This is a genomic window from Serratia sp. MYb239 (assembly GCF_002966855.1).
Taxonomy (GTDB): domain Bacteria; phylum Pseudomonadota; class Gammaproteobacteria; order Enterobacterales; family Enterobacteriaceae; genus Serratia_B; species Serratia_B rhizosphaerae.
Genome location: NZ_CP023268.1, coordinates 2,443,405 through 2,458,903, shown reverse-complemented (window position 1 = coordinate 2,458,903; position 15,499 = coordinate 2,443,405). Strand labels below are relative to the sequence as shown.

Below are 15,499 nucleotides of genomic sequence, written 5' to 3'. Positions count from 1 at the left end.
AGCCGCCAACATGCGACCGCGCCTGTAATAGATTAGTAAAGATGATGGAACGTGCGGGCGCGCAGGACGAAAAAAACGCGAAAAAAAACAACGAAAAAATCAGGGGTAATCAAATTTAGAATCATCCTGCCCCCGATATATTGTGGCAATAAAATTAAGGGTATATTTCACCGGCGCGTGAATAGCCATAAATAACGTACGATATTTGATGATTAATAAACCATGCGCTATCGCTCTGTGACGGGTGACGCATTAATTGTTCATCGGCCGCGCTTCCCGCCTCAGGCCGCATGATTACTGGCCTGAGGCGCTCTCCAGCCGGTGTTGCGGCGGTGAAAAAACGTGCGTCTTACCATTAAAGCTCTACCATATCTGTGAAATAAGTCTCATACTTGCGCATCTTTATTGATTCCAGGGTCAATAAAGCGACCGGCCGAACGCTATTTTCGGCCCGGTGAAACAAAAAAACAGAATGCTTTTTGAGATTTGGCTTATTCTCAAAATGAAGCTTTTTTAATTCACGGTGGTTAATTCTATGGAAAAAAAACACCCCTCATCCATCCTGATCCTATTAACAGCACTGTTCGCTGCGTTAAGCGGCGTATATCTGTTAGTCGGCGGGATATGGTTGACCAAACTTGGCGGCTCGTTCTATTACATCGTCGCCGGTCTGGTAATGTTAATAACCGCATGGCTGCTGTATCGTCGTCGTGCTACTGCTTTACTGTTGTACGCCCTGTTCCTGTTGGGCACGGTGATCTGGGCGCTGTGGGAAGTCGGCCCTGATTTCTGGGCGCTGACGCCGCGTCTCGACGTCACCTTCTTCTTCGGTCTGTGGATGGTGCTGCCGTTCATTTACCGCAAACTGGTTGCCGGCGGCAAACTGGCCTACGGCGCGCTGAGCGCGGTGCTGGTGCTGACCGTGGTGGTGCTGGTCTATGCGGTGTTCAACGACCCGCAGGAGATCCACGGCACGCTGGACCCGGCGCAGACACAGGCGGTGGTCGATCAGGCCGCGCAGGCTGACGGCGCTGACTGGCCGGCCTACGGCCGTACTCAGGAAGGTACCCGCTACTCGCCGCTGAAGCAGATCAACGACAAAAACGTCTCTCAGCTGAAAGAAGCCTGGACCTTCCGCACCGGCGATCTGAAAACCGAGAACGACCCGGGTGAGATCACCAACGAAGTGACGCCGATTAAAATCCGCGACACGCTGTATCTGTGCACCGCGCACCAGAAACTGTTCGCGCTGGACGCCGCTACCGGTAAACAGAAGTGGCAGTTCGATCCGCAGCTCAAATACAACTCGACCTTCCAGCACATCACCTGCCGCGGCGTTTCTTATCATGAAACACCGGCTGCGGCGCAGGCCGATGCCAATCATACGCCGGCTGCCCAGTGCGCCCGCCGTATTATCATGCCGGTGAACGACGGTCGTCTGTTTGCGTTGGATGCGGAAACCGGCAAACGCTGCCCGGACTTTGCCAACAACGGCGAGCTGAACCTGCAGAGCAATATGCCGTATGCGTCGCCGGGCCGTTATGAGCCGACTTCGCCGCCGGTGGTCACCGATAAAGTGATCATCATCGCCGGTGCGGTCACCGATAACTACTCCAACCGCGAGCCTTCCGGGGTAATCCGCGGCTTTGACGTCAACAGCGGCAAACTGCTGTGGGCCTTCGATCCGGGCAGCGCCGATCCGAACAAGATCCCTGCCGACGAACACCACTTCGTGCCGAACTCGCCGAACTCCTGGGCGCCGGCAGCCTATGACGCCAAACTGGATCTGGTTTACCTGCCGATGGGCGTTCCTACCCCGGATATCTGGGGCGGCGACCGTACGCCGGAAATGGAGCGTTACTCCAGCAGCCTGGTGGCTCTGCATGCCAGCACCGGTAAACTGGCCTGGTCTTATCAGACCGTGCACCACGACCTGTGGGACATGGATATCCCTGCCCAGCCGACGCTGGCGGATATCACTGATAAAGACGGCAAGAAAGTACCGGTCATTTACGTACCGACCAAAACCGGCAACATCTTCGTGCTGAACCGCGCCACCGGCAAACTGGTGGTGCCTGCACCGGAGCGTCCGGTACCGCAGGGCCCGGCGAAAGGCGACCGTCTGTCACCGACGCAGCCGTTCTCCGAGCTGACCTTCCGTCCGGAAGAGAAACTGACCGGTGCGGACACCTGGGGTGCGACCATCTACGATCAGCTGGTCTGCCGCGTGATGTTCCACAGCCTGCGCTATGAAGGCACCTTCACCCCGCCGTCCGAGCAAGGCACGTTGGTGTTCCCGGGCAACCTGGGGATGTTTGAATGGGGCGGCCTGTCGGTGGATACCGACCGTCAGGTGGCGATCGCCAACCCGATGGCGCTGCCGTTTGTCTCCAAGTTGATTCCGCGCGGTCCGGGCAACCCGATCGAACCGGATGAAAATGACAAAGGCGGCACCGGCTCCGAGTCCGGCATTCAGCCGCAGTACGGCGTACCGTACGGCGTAACTCTGAACCCGTTCCTGTCGCCACTGGGCTTCCCGTGCAAACAGCCGGCCTGGGGTTACATTTCTGCGGTCGATCTGAAAACCAACAAGATCGTGTGGAAAAAACGTATCGGCACCGTGCGCGACAGCTCGCCGGTTCCACTGCCGTTTAAAATGGGTATGCCAATGCTGGGCGGTCCTGTGACCACCGCGGGTAATATCTTCTTTATCGGCGCTACCGCAGATAACTACCTGCGTGCGTTTAACGTCAGCAACGGCGATAAACTGTGGGAAGCGCGTCTGCCGGCCGGCGGCCAGGCAACGCCAATGACCTATCAGGTCAACGGTAAGCAGTACGTGGTGATCGCCGCAGGCGGCCACGGCTCGTTCGGCACCAAAATGGGCGACTACATTGTGGCCTATGCCCTGCCAGACGGCACCGAAAGCAAGTAATCTGACGCGCTAACGCGTGTGAGTACAGCAGATGGCCGCCCTTCGGGGCGGCCATTTTTTTGTGAGAGCTTAGGCAGGGAAAGTGGGGAGACGATCAGTCATTTCAACCCGCCATGAACGTTATCGTTATAGGGCGCGCTCTGCGCCCTTTTCTTTACCTATCTGAACCTGCGGTTACCCATCCAGACGATCGGCAGAGAGAGCGCCGCAGACGCTATGAGAGTCACATCTGCAAGCAGGTTTGTTATTCCCTCCGCATCGTGGATATCAAGCAGGCTCGCCAGTGAGCGGATCAGACTATCCGGCATAATAGCCCCCAGAATAAACATCAGGACGATAGCCAGCACCACAAAGGCTATCAGGCTCAAGAGAATGCGTTTCATATCACTCTGACCTCACCGTAGGCGTAAAGGTTTGAGCCGGGGATTTTGAACTTTGGAGAGTTGAGGATACGCCACCGGAGCACATTGAATTCACGCTGATTGAACAGGGTGATGCAGCCCTCAGAAATCTTACGCGGCCCCGCTGGATGCAACCGGAATCCACCACGCATAACGCCCTGTGTGAACGTCACATCATCTGTCTTTCCATCGTCCCGGAACCGGCCAAACCATAGACTTATTGCTGGTCATTCCTGCCCTCATACCATGACATTCGATGAAGAACAGTAGAGGGCACTCTTCGGCATCAGTCTTTTTTGGGAGTAAACTTGTCGATCACGATAAGCAACAGGACGCCAACAACAACAATCCCTAACGGGGCTATAATCTTCATGTTGCCGGGTTCCTCGTAGAAGTACGCAAAACTAAGAAGTGCAGCACCTCCCATCACGGAACCCACCAGACCGAAAAGTAAACGCATGAGGAAAATCATATTCTCACCCTTTAAAATCTAGGTTTCGTACAGACTCCTGCAACTGAGCCGGGCTGTTTTGATACGTTTGGATGAGCTTGGTAATTTTACCGATCGGCTTTTCAAACATAAAGTACAGCATATCAAAGTCTTTGATGTAGAGCTTGCGATACAGGGCGGGGTTAGTCAACACCAGTTCACGGGATGCATTAGCTGCATTGGCTAGCAAGCCTTGCGTTAATATCAAACCTACCCCAGCGGTAAGGGTTGTACGGATCGTGAGCTTGAAGAATGCACTCATCATTACCCCTTCACAAAGTTGTTGCGCAAGGTAGGTGACAATTAAGTTTTGCATAACCCAGCTACTCTCCGCTTCCGTCTGTTTTTGCGTTACAGCACTATGCAGCCATCGCAGAACCGGTTCAGGAACTTTATCAATTACATCATCTAATATGATTCTGGCTATGTCGTATATCTGATTGCGGTTCTTGGCTATCTTAATCATACCGCGAGCAAAACGGGCATCCTCTGCCAGATTACGGCGCTGATAGTAGCTACGTCCATCACTCAGGTTTAGATCCTGCAACGTGCGTTCTAACCCTAAATATGCATCACGTGGAATACTGGCAATACCTAATGCAATAGCTTTCCCTGCATCCATAACATCCATTTATAACTCTCCCTATCAGTAAGTTTCCTGATGTTAATGTGGGTAGAGGGACGTATCAATAGGAGCTATCTGGCAGGAAGATTATTTGTGCGAGGTGTACAACTTTTGATAGTAAAAAATGGGGAAAACAGGTGTCACACAGGCACTGCTTTAACTCGCCACCAAAAATCAAGAAATTGCGTCCTTCGGGGCGGCCATTTTTTAGCGACTTGCCGCACAAACCACCGTTCGGCAAGGTCGGCGGTTGCCCTGTCCCGGCAGATCGGGGAACATAGACGCCTACCTGCCGACAGAGCGAAACCACCATGACGACCCCAGCGCCCCACGCCGTATTTGACGGCCATAACGACCTGCTGCTCAAACTGTGGCTTGACCACCCCGACGATCCGGCCGGCGCCTTTTACCATCAGGTGGCGGGCGGCCATCTCGATTTTCCGCGTATGCGGCGCGGCGGTTTCGCCGGCGGGCTGTTTGCGGTATTTATCCCGCCGGTGGCGTATGTCGCCCAGCAGCGCGGGCAGTCTGAAGCGCAGGTGCAGGACTATTTCGATCCGCTGACCATCGTCGAGCAGCAGATCGCTATTATGTATCAGCTGGAGCAGGCGGCGCCGGAACGGCTGCGCATCTGCCGTACGGCCGACGATATCCGCCAGTGCCGGGCCGACGGACGGATCGCCGCGGTGCTGCATATTGAGGGCGCCGGCGCGCTGGACGCCGATCTGTCACAGCTGGATCATTTCTATCAACTGGGCGTACGCAGCATCGGCCCGTTCTGGAATGTGCCCAACGCGTTTGGCGAAGGGATACGCGGCGCGTTTCCCGGCTCTCCGGACAGCGGCCCCGGCCTGACCTCCGCCGGCAAAGCGCTGATTGCCGCCTGCAACCGGCGGCACATCATGATCGACGTCTCGCATATGAACGAAAAGGCTTTCTGGGACACCGCCGCGCTCAGCAATGCGCCGTTGGTGGCGACCCACTCCAACGCCCATGCGCTCTGCCCGCAGCCGCGTAACCTCACCGACGCGCAGTTGGAGGCCATCGCGCACAGCGGCGGCATGGTCGGCGTCAACTTCGGCACCGCATTTTTGCGCGCCGACGGCAAACGAGACAGCGCCAATACCGATTTGACCGAAATTGTTAAACATATTGAGTTTCTAATCGCTAAACTTGGTGAAGACCACGTTGGATTCGGTTCGGATTTTGACGGTGTGAATGTGCCGCAGCCGCTGGGAGACGTCAGCGGGCTGCCGACGCTGATTCAGACGCTGTCGCTGGCGGGTTTTGACCAACCGCTGCTGGACAAGCTCTGTTGGGGCAACTGGATAAAAACGCTTGATGTCAACTGGCGCGCGTAGCCAAAAACTTTTACCCTTTAAAGGTTGCGAAGTTCATCACATTTATTCAACATCGCAGCGGCCGAATGTAAACGGTTTTCTAAATGGGCGCTTTTTGCCCGCGACTATAAAATAGGAGTACGACATATGACCACCTGGACTAAACCTGAATTCGTCGACCTGCGCCTGGGCCTGGAAGTGACGCTGTACATTTCCAACCGTTAATTGCCCGTCATGCCCGCCCTGTGCGGGCATCTCTTTGGTTTTCCCTTATCTGGTCCACACATGCAGATTAAAGTTCTCGGCTCTGCGGCAGGCGGCGGTTTCCCTCAGTGGAACTGCAACTGCAAGAATTGTCAGGGCGTGCGTAACAACACCATCAAGGCGTCGCGCCGTACCCAGTCCTCCATCGCCATCAGCGACGACGGTAAAAACTGGGTGCTGTGCAACGTCTCCCCCGATATCTGCCATCAACTGCTGGCTTCGCCTGAATTGAATAACCCCGACGTGTTGCGCGGTACCGGCATCGGTTCGATTATCCTGACCGACAGCCAGATCGATCACAGCGCGGGTTTACTCAATTTACGTGAAGGCTGCCCGCATCATGTCTGGTGCACCCGTGAAGTGCACGACGATCTCAGCAACGGCTTCCCGCTGTTCACCATGCTGTCGCACTGGAACGGCGGGCTGATCCACCACCCGGTTGAACCGCTGGAGAGCTTCCAGACGGCGGTCTGCCCGACCATCCGCTTTACCGCCATCCCGCTGCTGAGCAATGCACCGCCCTATTCGCAGTATCGCCACCGTCCGCTGCCGGGGCATAACGTCGCCCTGTTTATCGAAGATACCGCACGCGGCAGCAACCTGCTGTACGCGCCGGGGCTGGGCGAGCCGGACGATGCCCTGCTGCCGTGGCTGCAGCGCGCCGACTGCCTGCTGATTGACGGCACGCTGTGGCGCGACAATGAGCTGGCGGACACCGGCGTCGGCCGCAACACCGGCAAAGACATGGGCCACCTGGCGCTGGCCGAGGAACAGGGCCTGGCGGCGCTGCTGGCTTCGCTGCCGGCAAAACGCAAAATCCTGATCCATATTAATAATACCAATCCGATCCTGGACGAAGATTCCGCCGAGCGTCGCAGCCTGACGCAGGCCGGCATCGAAGTGAGCTGGGACGGTATGAACATCGACCTGTAGGTTAACGCCATGACACAGCAACATCCCCTTTCCCCGGCCGAATTTGAAGCGGCGCTGCGGGCGAAAGGCGCGTATTACCATATTCATCATCCGTACCATATCGCCATGCACAACGGCGAGGCGACGCGCGAGCAGATCCAGGGCTGGGTCGCCAACCGTTTCTATTACCAGACCAGCATCCCGATCAAGGACGCGGCGATTATGGCCAACTGCCCGCAGCCGGACGTGCGCCGCAAGTGGGTGCAGCGTATTCTCGACCACGACGGCTACGGCGGCGGCGAAGGCGGTATCGAAGCCTGGCTGCGGCTGGGCGAAGCGGTGGGCCTGCAGCGCGAGACTCTGCTGTCTGAAGAGCTGGTGCTGCCGGGCGTGCGCTTCGCCGTCGACGCCTATGTCAATTTCGCCCGCCGCGCCTGCTGGCAGGAAGCGGCCTGCAGCTCGCTGACCGAACTGTTCGCACCGCAGATCCATCAGGCGCGCCTTGACACCTGGCCGCAGCACTATCAGTGGATTGAGGCCGAAGGCTATGACTACTTCCGCAGCCGCCTCGGCCAGGCCAACCGCGACGTAGAGCACGGCCTGGCGCTGGCGCTGGAGTACTGCGACAGCGTAGAGAAGCAGCAGCGTATGCTGGAGATCCTGCAGTTTAAACTGGATATTCTGTGGAGCATGCTGGACGCCATGACCATGGCCTATACCCTGAACCGAGCGCCGTACCACACCGTGACCGATGCGCGGGCGTGGCATACCCAGAGGCTGGTGTAATGACCCTGAATCCAGAACAAACCCCGATGTTCCGCCGCGGCTACCGCCTGCAGTGGGAAGAGGTGCAGCAGAGCCATGTGATTCTGTACCCTGAGGGCATGGCCAAACTGAACGACAGCGCCGCCGCCATTTTGCAACTGGTGGACGGCAAATCGACGCTGCAAGGCATCATAGACCAGCTGAACGCGCGCTTTCCCGGCGCCGACGGGCTGGCGCAGGACGTGCTGGAGTTTTTCCAGAGCGCCTACGAGCAAAAATGGGTAATTTTCCGTGACTGAGAATGCTGTAAAACCGTCGGTTAACCCGCCGCTGTGGCTGCTGGCGGAGCTGACCTACCGCTGCCCGCTGCAATGTCCCTACTGCTCCAACCCGCTCGACTTCGCCGCGCAGGAGCAGGAGCTGACCACCGAACAGTGGATTGAGGTGTTCCGGCAGGCACGGGCGATGGGCAGCGTGCAACTGGGCTTTTCCGGCGGCGAGCCGCTGGTGCGCAAAGATTTGCCGGAGCTGATTGCCGCCGCGCGCGATCTGGGGTTCTATACCAACCTGATCACCTCCGGCATCGGGCTGACGGAGAAAAAGCTGCAGACTTTCGCCGACGCCGGTCTGGACCATATCCAGATCAGCTTCCAGGCCAGCGATGAAACGCTGAACGCGGCGCTGGCCGGTAACCCGAAAGCCTTCCAGCAAAAGCTGGCGATGGCAAAAGCGGTCAAGGCGCTGGGCTACCCGATGGTGCTGAACTTTGTGCTGCACCGGCATAACATCGACCAGATCGACCGTATTATCGAGCTGGCGATTCAGCTGGAGGCCGACGACGTGGAGCTGGCGACCTGTCAGTTTTACGGCTGGGCGCAATTGAACCGCGAAGGCCTGCTGCCGACCCGCGAGCAGATTGCCGATGCAGAACAGGTGGTGCAGCGCTATCGTGAAAAAATGGCCGACAGCGGCAACCTGGCCAACCTGCTGTTCGTCACGCCGGACTACTACGAAGAACGGCCGAAAGGCTGCATGGGCGGCTGGGGCGCGATTTTCCTCAGCGTGACGCCGGAAGGCATGGCGTTACCCTGTCACAGCGCCCGTCAGCTGCCGGTGAAATTCCCGTCGGTGCTGGAGCACAGCCTGGAGCACATCTGGTACGAATCATTCGGCTTTAACCGCTATCGCGGCTATGACTGGATGCCGGAGCCATGCCGCTCCTGCCCGGAAAAAGAGCAGGATTACGGCGGCTGCCGCTGCCAGGCGTTTATGCTGACCGGCGACGCCAGCAATGCTGACCCGGTGTGTTCGAAATCAGCGCACCACGGCACCATCCTGGCGGCACGCGAGGCGGCGAACCAGACGCAGATCGGCATCGATCAGCTGCGCTTCCGCAACCGCGCCAACTCCCAGCTGATCTTCAAAGGTCAGGCCTAACCATGCCCCAGCCCCCGGTTACGCTGCGGCTCGCGAGCGGCCTGCAGCTGAAACTGCTGGCCGATGCGGCTGCCCCGCGCGCGGCGGCGTTGATGCAGATTGACGCCGGCAGCCACCACGAACCGTCGGCCTGGCCGGGGCTGGCGCATCTGTTGGAACATATGCTGTTTCGCGGCAGTCGCACCTTTGACGACGATCAACGCCTGATGAACTGGGTGCCCGCCCACGGCGGCCGCCTCAACGCCACCACCCGCGAAACGCAAACCCACTTCTTTTTTGAAATCGACGGCGAACGCTTCGCCGACGGTTTGGCGCGGCTGATCGACATGCTGGCCGCCCCGCTGCTGGCCCTGCCGGCGCTGGCGCAGGAGGTTGAGGTGATCGAGGCCGAATACCGTCTGTTGTGCAAAGACGCGGATACGCTGTGCGAGGCCGCGCAGCAGCAGGCGTTTGACGGCATCGCCGCCATGCGACGCTTCACCATCGGCAACCGTCAGGCGTTTGGCGAGGATATGCCGGCGTTACGCGCCGCCCTGTGCGATTTCCATCGTCGCCATTACCACGCTGCCAACATGACGCTATGGCTGCAGGCGCCGCTGCCGCTCGACACTTTGCGACAGCTGGCCGAGCGGCTGACGGCGACGCTCCCTGGCGGCGATGTGGTCCTACAGGCGGAACCGCCGCGGCTGATCCCGCAAGCCGATCGCCGGCTGTGTCTGCCGGGACTGCCGCAGCTACGCTTAACCTTTGCGCTTAACCAGCCGGACGCCGCCGCCCGTGACGGACTGCGCCTGCTGGATGCGCTGCTGCAGGACGAAGCGCCCGGCAGCCTGATGGCGCTGCTGCGCCGTGAAGCCTGCTGCGACGGCGTCCGGCTGCAGCATACGCCCTGCGCCGAAGGACGCGCGCTGCTGACGTTTATCTTTAGCGTCAACCGGGGCAGCGCGGCGGAAGCCGCAAGGATTGAAAGCGCCCTGCTGAACTGGCTGCGGCAGCTGCCGTCGCTCAGCGCAGCACAGCGCGAGCACTACATGCGGCGTGGCAATCAGGACTTTATGCGCTTGCCGCCGCTGGATCAGCTGCGGGCGCGGGCGTTCGGCCTGCCGCCGGCGACTGAAGATGCACCGTGGACGGCCTGCCTGGCCGCACTGACGGCGGGCAATCTGCGTCGTCTGCTGGTGACCCCGGAGGGAACGGCAACGCCGCGCATACTGCAAGGGTTACCGCTGGCGCTGGCCCCCTTTGTCGCCACCCACAGCACGCGCATTGCGCCGCGCTATCGCTTTTATCCGCACAGCGACGCCCCGCCGCCGCCGTTGATGCTGCCCGCTGAACGGGCACCGCTGACATGGCATTCTGACGGCGATCATCCGCCGGTATTGCTGCTGCGCCCCGCGCCGGCAACGCCGCTGGCGTCGGCGCAGGCCAGTTTACTGACCTCGGCGCTACGCACGCTGGCGGCAGAAACGGCGCATCAGGGCGGCTATCTCGGCGTGATGCAGAGTCACGGCGTCTGGACGCTGCAGCTGTCCGGCGACGCCCCGCTGCTGGGTCGGTCGCTCAATCAGATCAATCAGCGCCTGACCTCCCTTGACGATGCTCTTAAACAGGAGGCGGCACTCAGCTGGCAGCGTACGCAGCTGCGCGCTCAGGGCGAGATCGCCGTGCGCCGTCTGGCGGCGCAATTACCGGAGGTTCTGACGCCGCCGGGCGATGCGGTGTGTTGGCAGGCGACGCTGTTTGCCGGCGATGCGGCGCTGCATCAGCAGTTGAGTCGGCTGTTGTCCGCTTTCCCGGCACCGATTATCGCCGCGCAGGATGCCGCAATGATCACCGACGCACGGCCGGTGATACTCAGCGACGAAGATGACGATCGGACCCTGCTGCTGTTTTGCCCGCTGTCGGATAGCTCGCCGGCGGCGCGACTGGCGCTGCGGCTGCTGGCGCAGCTGTATGCGCCCCGCTTCTTCCAGCGGCTGCGGGTCGAGCTGAATATCGGCTATGTGGCGCACTGCGCCTATCACCGCTGCGCCGATCGCGACGGCATGCTGTTTGCCCTGCAGTCGCCGCACTGCAGCCTTGCGCAGTTGCAGCGCTATACCCACGAGTTTTTACAGCAGATGCGGCAGGAATTAGCCGTGCTGAACGATACGGCGCTGCAGCAGGCGAAACAGACGCTGGCCCAGAGCCTGCAACTCTCCGCCGGCGACTATTTGCAGCACACGCGCGAAAGTCTGTTGGAACAGCGGCCAGACGCCGCCGCGCTGGCGGCGCTGGATTTGCCGGCGCTGCTTGACGGGCAGCGCCGGTTGTTCCCTTCGATCTAAATCTTCACATTAATCCTTTTTATACAACACATATCTGTAACGACAAAAACGAATCAAATGGTACAATAAAGCCTTCTTAACGGTTTAATTGCCCCGCCATGCGCCGCGTTCGTGGCGCAATACCGGCTAACGATTACACTTTGTTAACACACAACGATAAGTAACATGATTCGGGAGAGTCACTGATATGTCTGATACAAATGCCCGACCGGGCATGAAAATATGGTGCGCGCTATTGGGGATCGTCCTCGCCGCCACCGGGCTGTTTTTCGCCATTGCCGGCGGCAAACTGGTCTCGCTGGGCGGCAGTTGGTACTTTCTGATCGCCGGCGTGGTGACGCTGCTGGCGGCCATCCAGCTGTTCCGCCGCCGCTCGTCGGCGGTGGTGCTGTTCCTGCTGATGTTTATCGGCACCCTGATCTGGTCGGTGATTGACGCCGGCTTCGACTTCTGGCCGCTGGTGTCGCGCCTGATGGTGCCGACCGGCCTGATGCTGCTGGCGTTTCTCACCTGGCCGGCATTGCGCAAGGCGGAAGGTAAAGCGCCGCTGGGCAAACTCTCCTACCTGCTGTCGGCGCTGCTGGCCGTCGGCATGGTCGTGACCTTTGTGCAGATGTTCCAGCCGCACCCGACCGTCGCCTTCAGCGGCGAGCCGCTGCCATTGGTGCCGGTGGATAAAGCCAAACAGCAAAAAGACTGGGACAACTACGGCAACACGCCGGGCGGCGACCGCTTTGTGGCGCTGGACCAGATCACCCGCGATAACGTTAAAGATCTGAAAGTGGCCTGGACCTTCCACACCGGCGATACCCCGCTGAGCCCGGACGGCAACGGCGCGGAAGATCAGCAGACGCCGCTGCAGGTTGGCAACCGCATTTTCCTCTGTACCCCGCACAACAACGTGATTGCGGTTGACGCAGACAGCGGTAAAGAGATTTGGAAGCGTGAAATCAACGCCAAATCTCAGGTCTGGAACCGCTGCCGCGGTCTGGCCTATTTCGACGTTAACAAGCCGATCCCGCAGCCAAGCGTTCCCGGCTCCACCCCTGCCGCGCCGGTTGCGCTGGCGGCCGGCGACACCTGCCAGCGTCGTATTCTGATGAACACCATCGATGCGCGTCTGGTGGCGATTAACGCCGACAACGGCGAGTTCTGCCACAACTTCGGCCAGAACGGCATCGTCGATCTGAAAGCCGGTCTCGGCGACGCCGCCGATCCGAAATATCAGCTGACCTCCGCGCCGACGCTGGCCGGCACCACCGTGGTGGTGGGCGGCCGCGTGGCGGATAACGTTCAGACCGATATGCCGGGCGGCGTGCTGCGCGGCTTTAACGTGATCACCGGCGAGATGCGCTGGGCGTTCGACCCGGGCAACGACGATCCGAATGCGGCGTTGAAACCGGGCCAGAACTATGTGCGCAGCACCCCGAACTCCTGGGCGCCGATGTCCTATGACCCGGCGATGAACACCGTGTTCCTGCCGATGGGCAGCTCGTCGGTGGACCTGTGGGGCGCCAACCGCACCAAGCTGGACCACAAATACGGCGCGTCCATCCTGGCGCTGGACGCCACCACCGGTAAAGAGAAATGGGTCTACCAGACCGTGCATAACGATCTGTGGGACTTCGATATCCCGATGCAGCCAAGCCTGATCGACTTCCCGATGAAGGACGGCAGCACCAAACCGGCGCTGGTGTTTGGCGCGAAAACCGGTCAGATCTTCGTGCTGGATCGCCATACCGGCAAGCCGCTGACCGAAGTGAAAGAACTGCCGGTGAAAACCCGCAACATTCCGAACGAGCAGTATTCCGCCACCCAGCCGTTCTCGGTCGGTATGCCGCAGATTGGCGCACAGAAGCTCAGCGAATCGGATATGTGGGGCGCCACGCCGTTCGACCAGCTGATGTGCCGCATCAGCTTTAAATCGATGCGTTATGACGGCCTGTTCACCGCACCGGATACCGACGTATCCCTCAGCTTCCCCGGCTCGCTCGGCGGCATGAACTGGGGCGGCCTGTCGGTTGACCCGAACAACCACTATATCTTCGCCAACGATATGCGTCTGGGCCTGTGGGTGCAGATGATTCCGCAGAAACAGGAAGACGCCAATGCGCCTGCCAGCACCGGCGGTGAATCGGTGAATGCCGGGATGGGCGCGGTGCCGCTGAAAGGCACGCCATATGCGGTGAACAAAAACCGCTTTATGTCGCCGCTGGGCATTCCGTGCCAGAAGCCGCCGTTCGGCACCCTGTCCGCCATCGATCTGAAGACCCAGAAAGTGGTCTGGCAGGTACCGGCCGGCACCGTGCAGGACACCGGCCCGTTCGGCATCAAGATGCGCGCGCAGATGCCGGTCGGCATGCCGACGCTGGGCGGTACGCTGGCGACCCAGGGCGGCCTGGTGTTTATCGCCGGTACGCAGGACTACTACCTGCGCGCCTTTGACTCGTCAACCGGCAAAGAGGTATGGAAAGCGCGTCTGCCGGTCGGCAGCGGCGGCACCCCGATGAGCTATATTTCACCGGAAACCGGCAAGCAGTACATCCTGATCTCCGCCGGCGGCGCACGTCAGTCACCGGACCGCGGCGACTACGTGATTGCCTACGCGCTGGATAAATAATTCCGTACAATAAGAACCAGCCCGCTTGGTCGCCAAGCGGGCTTTTTTATGGCGACCTAACGGGCGCTTTAGTCATCCGTTTTGACGATCTTGCCATCGTGAGTTTTTAGGTAGGATGAGTACTCAAAATTGAAACGTGTTTCACCACTGCGTGTTCGGTTAATGGTCATCAGAATGTCTTTATCGATGCAATTTTTTGGAGGCTCGACATCTGAAAAACAGCGTCGATCTTTCTTTTCCTCTTCTTTATAACCATCGCCGAATGCAAAAACAGTAATATAAACAGGCCCGCCGTCATCGCTTGAACGGATATGGTATTTCGACAGAATCTCATGTTGATTTTTTAGCCACCAATCAATACTGGCTGCAGCCGATAGCGGCAAATGATCAACCAGTATCTCGGCGGTGTAAGTACCATGATGTGCGGCAAACACCTTAATAGCTCGCTGGTTCAGATAGGTATAACTGCCGATAGCAATAGCTCCGATAGCGGCACCTGCGAACAACCATTTTCTCATCACCGCCCCCCTTCCATGTCAATCGTTGCCTCCAGGTTGGTGAAGAACGGCTGGAAACCAAACCTGTCATAACGTTGTAGAATGAACCAAATCCTAAAGAATTGAAATTGATAAAATCTCAGTTTACGGATGTCATCAACATCCAGGCCAAAATGATCCTGAGCAGAAAATTTAACCTCAGCTCGCCAACGGTTTTGCTTCACATCTAAACGCAATATTTCAATACGGGTTGCGTGGACATCATGAATAGTAATACCCATTCCATTTATTTTATCCATGATTAAAGAGTTAAATTTTGGCAATACTCTGGCATTGATTAGCTCTGTTATTTCTGGGATACGTCTTTGTGGATACCCTCGCCTGTCGTAATCAACGTAGTTGTTTATCATCTGGTAAATGGTTGATCGCGTACTATCGAATTTATTCTCGCTAAAGATGCGCGATTTATATGCAGCATTAAGCTGCATGTCTGTAAATGGAGCTCCAGTGGATTGTTGGAAGTGCCTGAGCATTTTATTAATCAGATATTTATAAGAACCAACGAAGGCATAAGGCAATGAGGTTACCTGCATCTCGTCGAATAGTAATTGAGCGCACTCTTGAACACTGACAACGCCTCCGCGACGCTGATTGCCATAGACACCTGCAAATCTTGACTGAGGATTATTAAAGGCTGTCAATCTTGTTAATGTATAGGGATCAACGACATTCGATACAGAAATCAGTCTGAATTCGTTTTTTAACCGGGCTGCTGCAATGTCGCCATACCGCATGTCGTCAGTACCATAATCATTAAATTTGCGCTGCGTGGTATAGATGGTCTGTGGGAGCTTTGCCATTGGCATATACGTTACCTTTCCTTGTA

At 58.1% G+C, this 15,499-nt stretch carries 15 protein-coding genes; 9 read left to right on the top strand and 6 right to left on the bottom strand.

Features of this window, described 5'->3' with window-relative positions; all coding sequences use genetic code 11:
• The first annotated feature begins 535 nt into the window (after positions 1 to 535).
• On the top strand, positions 536 to 2,935 hold the full coding sequence (locus tag CLM71_RS11830; RefSeq protein WP_105231177.1) for a glucose/quinate/shikimate family membrane-bound PQQ-dependent dehydrogenase: 2,400 nt from the start codon (positions 536 to 538) through the stop codon (positions 2,933 to 2,935).
• Between the two features lie 158 nt (positions 2,936 to 3,093).
• On the opposite strand, the gene CLM71_RS11825 is transcribed toward CLM71_RS11830, so the two are convergent.
• From CLM71_RS11825 to CLM71_RS11810, 4 genes are all read right to left on the bottom strand, one after another.
• Positions 3,094 to 3,318 carry a hypothetical protein gene (locus CLM71_RS11825; protein WP_105231176.1) on the bottom strand — a complete coding sequence of 75 codons (225 nt, stop codon included), beginning with the start codon at positions 3,316 to 3,318 and terminating at the stop codon, positions 3,094 to 3,096.
• Entirely contained in the window at positions 3,315 to 3,509 is a 195-nt protein-coding gene (locus CLM71_RS11820; RefSeq protein WP_234008644.1) for a tlde1 domain-containing protein, read from the bottom strand. Before CLM71_RS11820 ends, CLM71_RS11825 begins: the two co-directional genes overlap by 4 nt.
• Before the next feature lie 113 nt (positions 3,510 to 3,622).
• The gene (locus CLM71_RS11815) at positions 3,623 to 3,808 is read right to left on the bottom strand and encodes a hypothetical protein (RefSeq protein ID WP_105231174.1); all 186 of its coding nucleotides are present in this window, start codon (positions 3,806 to 3,808) and stop codon (positions 3,623 to 3,625) included.
• A 4-nt stretch (positions 3,809 to 3,812) separates the two neighbouring features.
• Positions 3,813 to 4,457 carry a hypothetical protein gene (locus CLM71_RS11810; protein ID WP_105231173.1) on the bottom strand — a complete coding sequence of 215 codons (645 nt, stop codon included), beginning with the start codon at positions 4,455 to 4,457 and terminating at the stop codon, positions 3,813 to 3,815.
• Positions 4,458 to 4,762: 305 nt separating this feature from the next.
• On the opposite strand from CLM71_RS11810, the gene CLM71_RS11805 reads away from it, so the two are divergent.
• From CLM71_RS11805 to CLM71_RS11770, 8 genes are all read left to right on the top strand, one after another.
• Complete coding sequence (locus tag CLM71_RS11805) at positions 4,763 to 5,812, top strand: dipeptidase (RefSeq protein ID WP_105231172.1); 1,050 nt, start codon at positions 4,763 to 4,765, stop codon at positions 5,810 to 5,812.
• A 126-nt stretch (positions 5,813 to 5,938) separates the two neighbouring features.
• Positions 5,939 to 6,016 (top strand): pyrroloquinoline quinone precursor peptide PqqA, encoded by a 78-nt coding sequence (pqqA, locus tag CLM71_RS11800; protein WP_004937827.1) that lies wholly within the window; start codon positions 5,939 to 5,941, stop codon positions 6,014 to 6,016.
• A gap of 60 nt (positions 6,017 to 6,076) precedes the next feature.
• Positions 6,077 to 6,988, top strand: coding sequence for a pyrroloquinoline quinone biosynthesis protein PqqB (gene pqqB / locus CLM71_RS11795; protein WP_105231171.1), 912 nt, complete (start codon positions 6,077 to 6,079; stop codon positions 6,986 to 6,988).
• 9 nt (positions 6,989 to 6,997) lie between these two features.
• The gene (gene pqqC / locus CLM71_RS11790; RefSeq protein ID WP_105231170.1) at positions 6,998 to 7,753 is read left to right on the top strand and encodes a pyrroloquinoline-quinone synthase PqqC; all 756 of its coding nucleotides are present in this window, start codon (positions 6,998 to 7,000) and stop codon (positions 7,751 to 7,753) included.
• A complete protein-coding gene (gene pqqD, locus CLM71_RS11785) occupies positions 7,753 to 8,031 on the top strand; it encodes a pyrroloquinoline quinone biosynthesis peptide chaperone PqqD (protein ID WP_105231169.1) in 279 nt (92 codons plus the stop codon). Before pqqC ends, pqqD begins: the two co-directional genes overlap by 1 nt.
• Entirely contained in the window at positions 8,024 to 9,169 is a 1,146-nt protein-coding gene (gene pqqE, locus CLM71_RS11780) for a pyrroloquinoline quinone biosynthesis protein PqqE (RefSeq protein WP_105231168.1), read from the top strand. Before pqqD ends, pqqE begins: the two co-directional genes overlap by 8 nt.
• 2 nt (positions 9,170 to 9,171) lie before the next feature.
• A complete protein-coding gene (pqqF, locus tag CLM71_RS11775) occupies positions 9,172 to 11,496 on the top strand; it encodes a pyrroloquinoline quinone biosynthesis protein PqqF (protein WP_105231167.1) in 2,325 nt (774 codons plus the stop codon).
• Positions 11,497 to 11,683: 187 nt separating this feature from the next.
• The gene (locus CLM71_RS11770) at positions 11,684 to 14,116 is read left to right on the top strand and encodes a glucose/quinate/shikimate family membrane-bound PQQ-dependent dehydrogenase (protein WP_105231166.1); all 2,433 of its coding nucleotides are present in this window, start codon (positions 11,684 to 11,686) and stop codon (positions 14,114 to 14,116) included.
• Between the two features lie 68 nt (positions 14,117 to 14,184).
• On the opposite strand, the gene CLM71_RS11765 is transcribed toward CLM71_RS11770, so the two are convergent.
• Together CLM71_RS11765 and CLM71_RS11760 are read right to left on the bottom strand one after the other, a co-directional pair.
• Positions 14,185 to 14,634, bottom strand: a complete 450-nt coding sequence (locus CLM71_RS11765) for a DUF943 family protein (RefSeq protein ID WP_105231165.1) — start codon at positions 14,632 to 14,634, stop codon at positions 14,185 to 14,187.
• Complete coding sequence (locus CLM71_RS11760) at positions 14,634 to 15,479, bottom strand: DUF3289 family protein (protein WP_105231164.1); 846 nt, start codon at positions 15,477 to 15,479, stop codon at positions 14,634 to 14,636. Before CLM71_RS11760 ends, CLM71_RS11765 begins: the two co-directional genes overlap by 1 nt.
• Positions 15,480 to 15,499: the final 20 nt, after the last annotated feature.

What these genes read in the sequence shown, in the direction of transcription:
- pqqB (WP_105231171.1), top strand. Translation starts at nt 6,077, where the DNA reads ATGCAGATTAAAGTTCTCGGCTCTGCGGCAGGCGGCGGTTTCCCTCAG.
- CLM71_RS11805 (WP_105231172.1), top strand. Translation starts at nt 4,763, where the DNA reads ATGACGACCCCAGCGCCCCACGCCGTATTTGACGGCCATAACGACCTG.
- CLM71_RS11810 (WP_105231173.1), bottom strand. Translation starts at nt 4,457, where the DNA reads ATGGATGTTATGGATGCAGGGAAAGCTATTGCATTAGGTATTGCCAGT.
- pqqD (WP_105231169.1), top strand. Translation starts at nt 7,753, where the DNA reads ATGACCCTGAATCCAGAACAAACCCCGATGTTCCGCCGCGGCTACCGC.
- pqqF (WP_105231167.1), top strand. Translation starts at nt 9,172, where the DNA reads ATGCCCCAGCCCCCGGTTACGCTGCGGCTCGCGAGCGGCCTGCAGCTG.
- CLM71_RS11825 (WP_105231176.1), bottom strand. Translation starts at nt 3,318, where the DNA reads ATGAAACGCATTCTCTTGAGCCTGATAGCCTTTGTGGTGCTGGCTATC.
- CLM71_RS11765 (WP_105231165.1), bottom strand. Translation starts at nt 14,634, where the DNA reads ATGAGAAAATGGTTGTTCGCAGGTGCCGCTATCGGAGCTATTGCTATC.
- CLM71_RS11770 (WP_105231166.1), top strand. Translation starts at nt 11,684, where the DNA reads ATGTCTGATACAAATGCCCGACCGGGCATGAAAATATGGTGCGCGCTA.
- pqqC (WP_105231170.1), top strand. Translation starts at nt 6,998, where the DNA reads ATGACACAGCAACATCCCCTTTCCCCGGCCGAATTTGAAGCGGCGCTG.
- CLM71_RS11815 (WP_105231174.1), bottom strand. Translation starts at nt 3,808, where the DNA reads ATGATTTTCCTCATGCGTTTACTTTTCGGTCTGGTGGGTTCCGTGATG.
- CLM71_RS11830 (WP_105231177.1), top strand. Translation starts at nt 536, where the DNA reads ATGGAAAAAAAACACCCCTCATCCATCCTGATCCTATTAACAGCACTG.
- CLM71_RS11760 (WP_105231164.1), bottom strand. Translation starts at nt 15,479, where the DNA reads ATGCCAATGGCAAAGCTCCCACAGACCATCTATACCACGCAGCGCAAA.
- pqqA (WP_004937827.1), top strand. Translation starts at nt 5,939, where the DNA reads ATGACCACCTGGACTAAACCTGAATTCGTCGACCTGCGCCTGGGCCTG.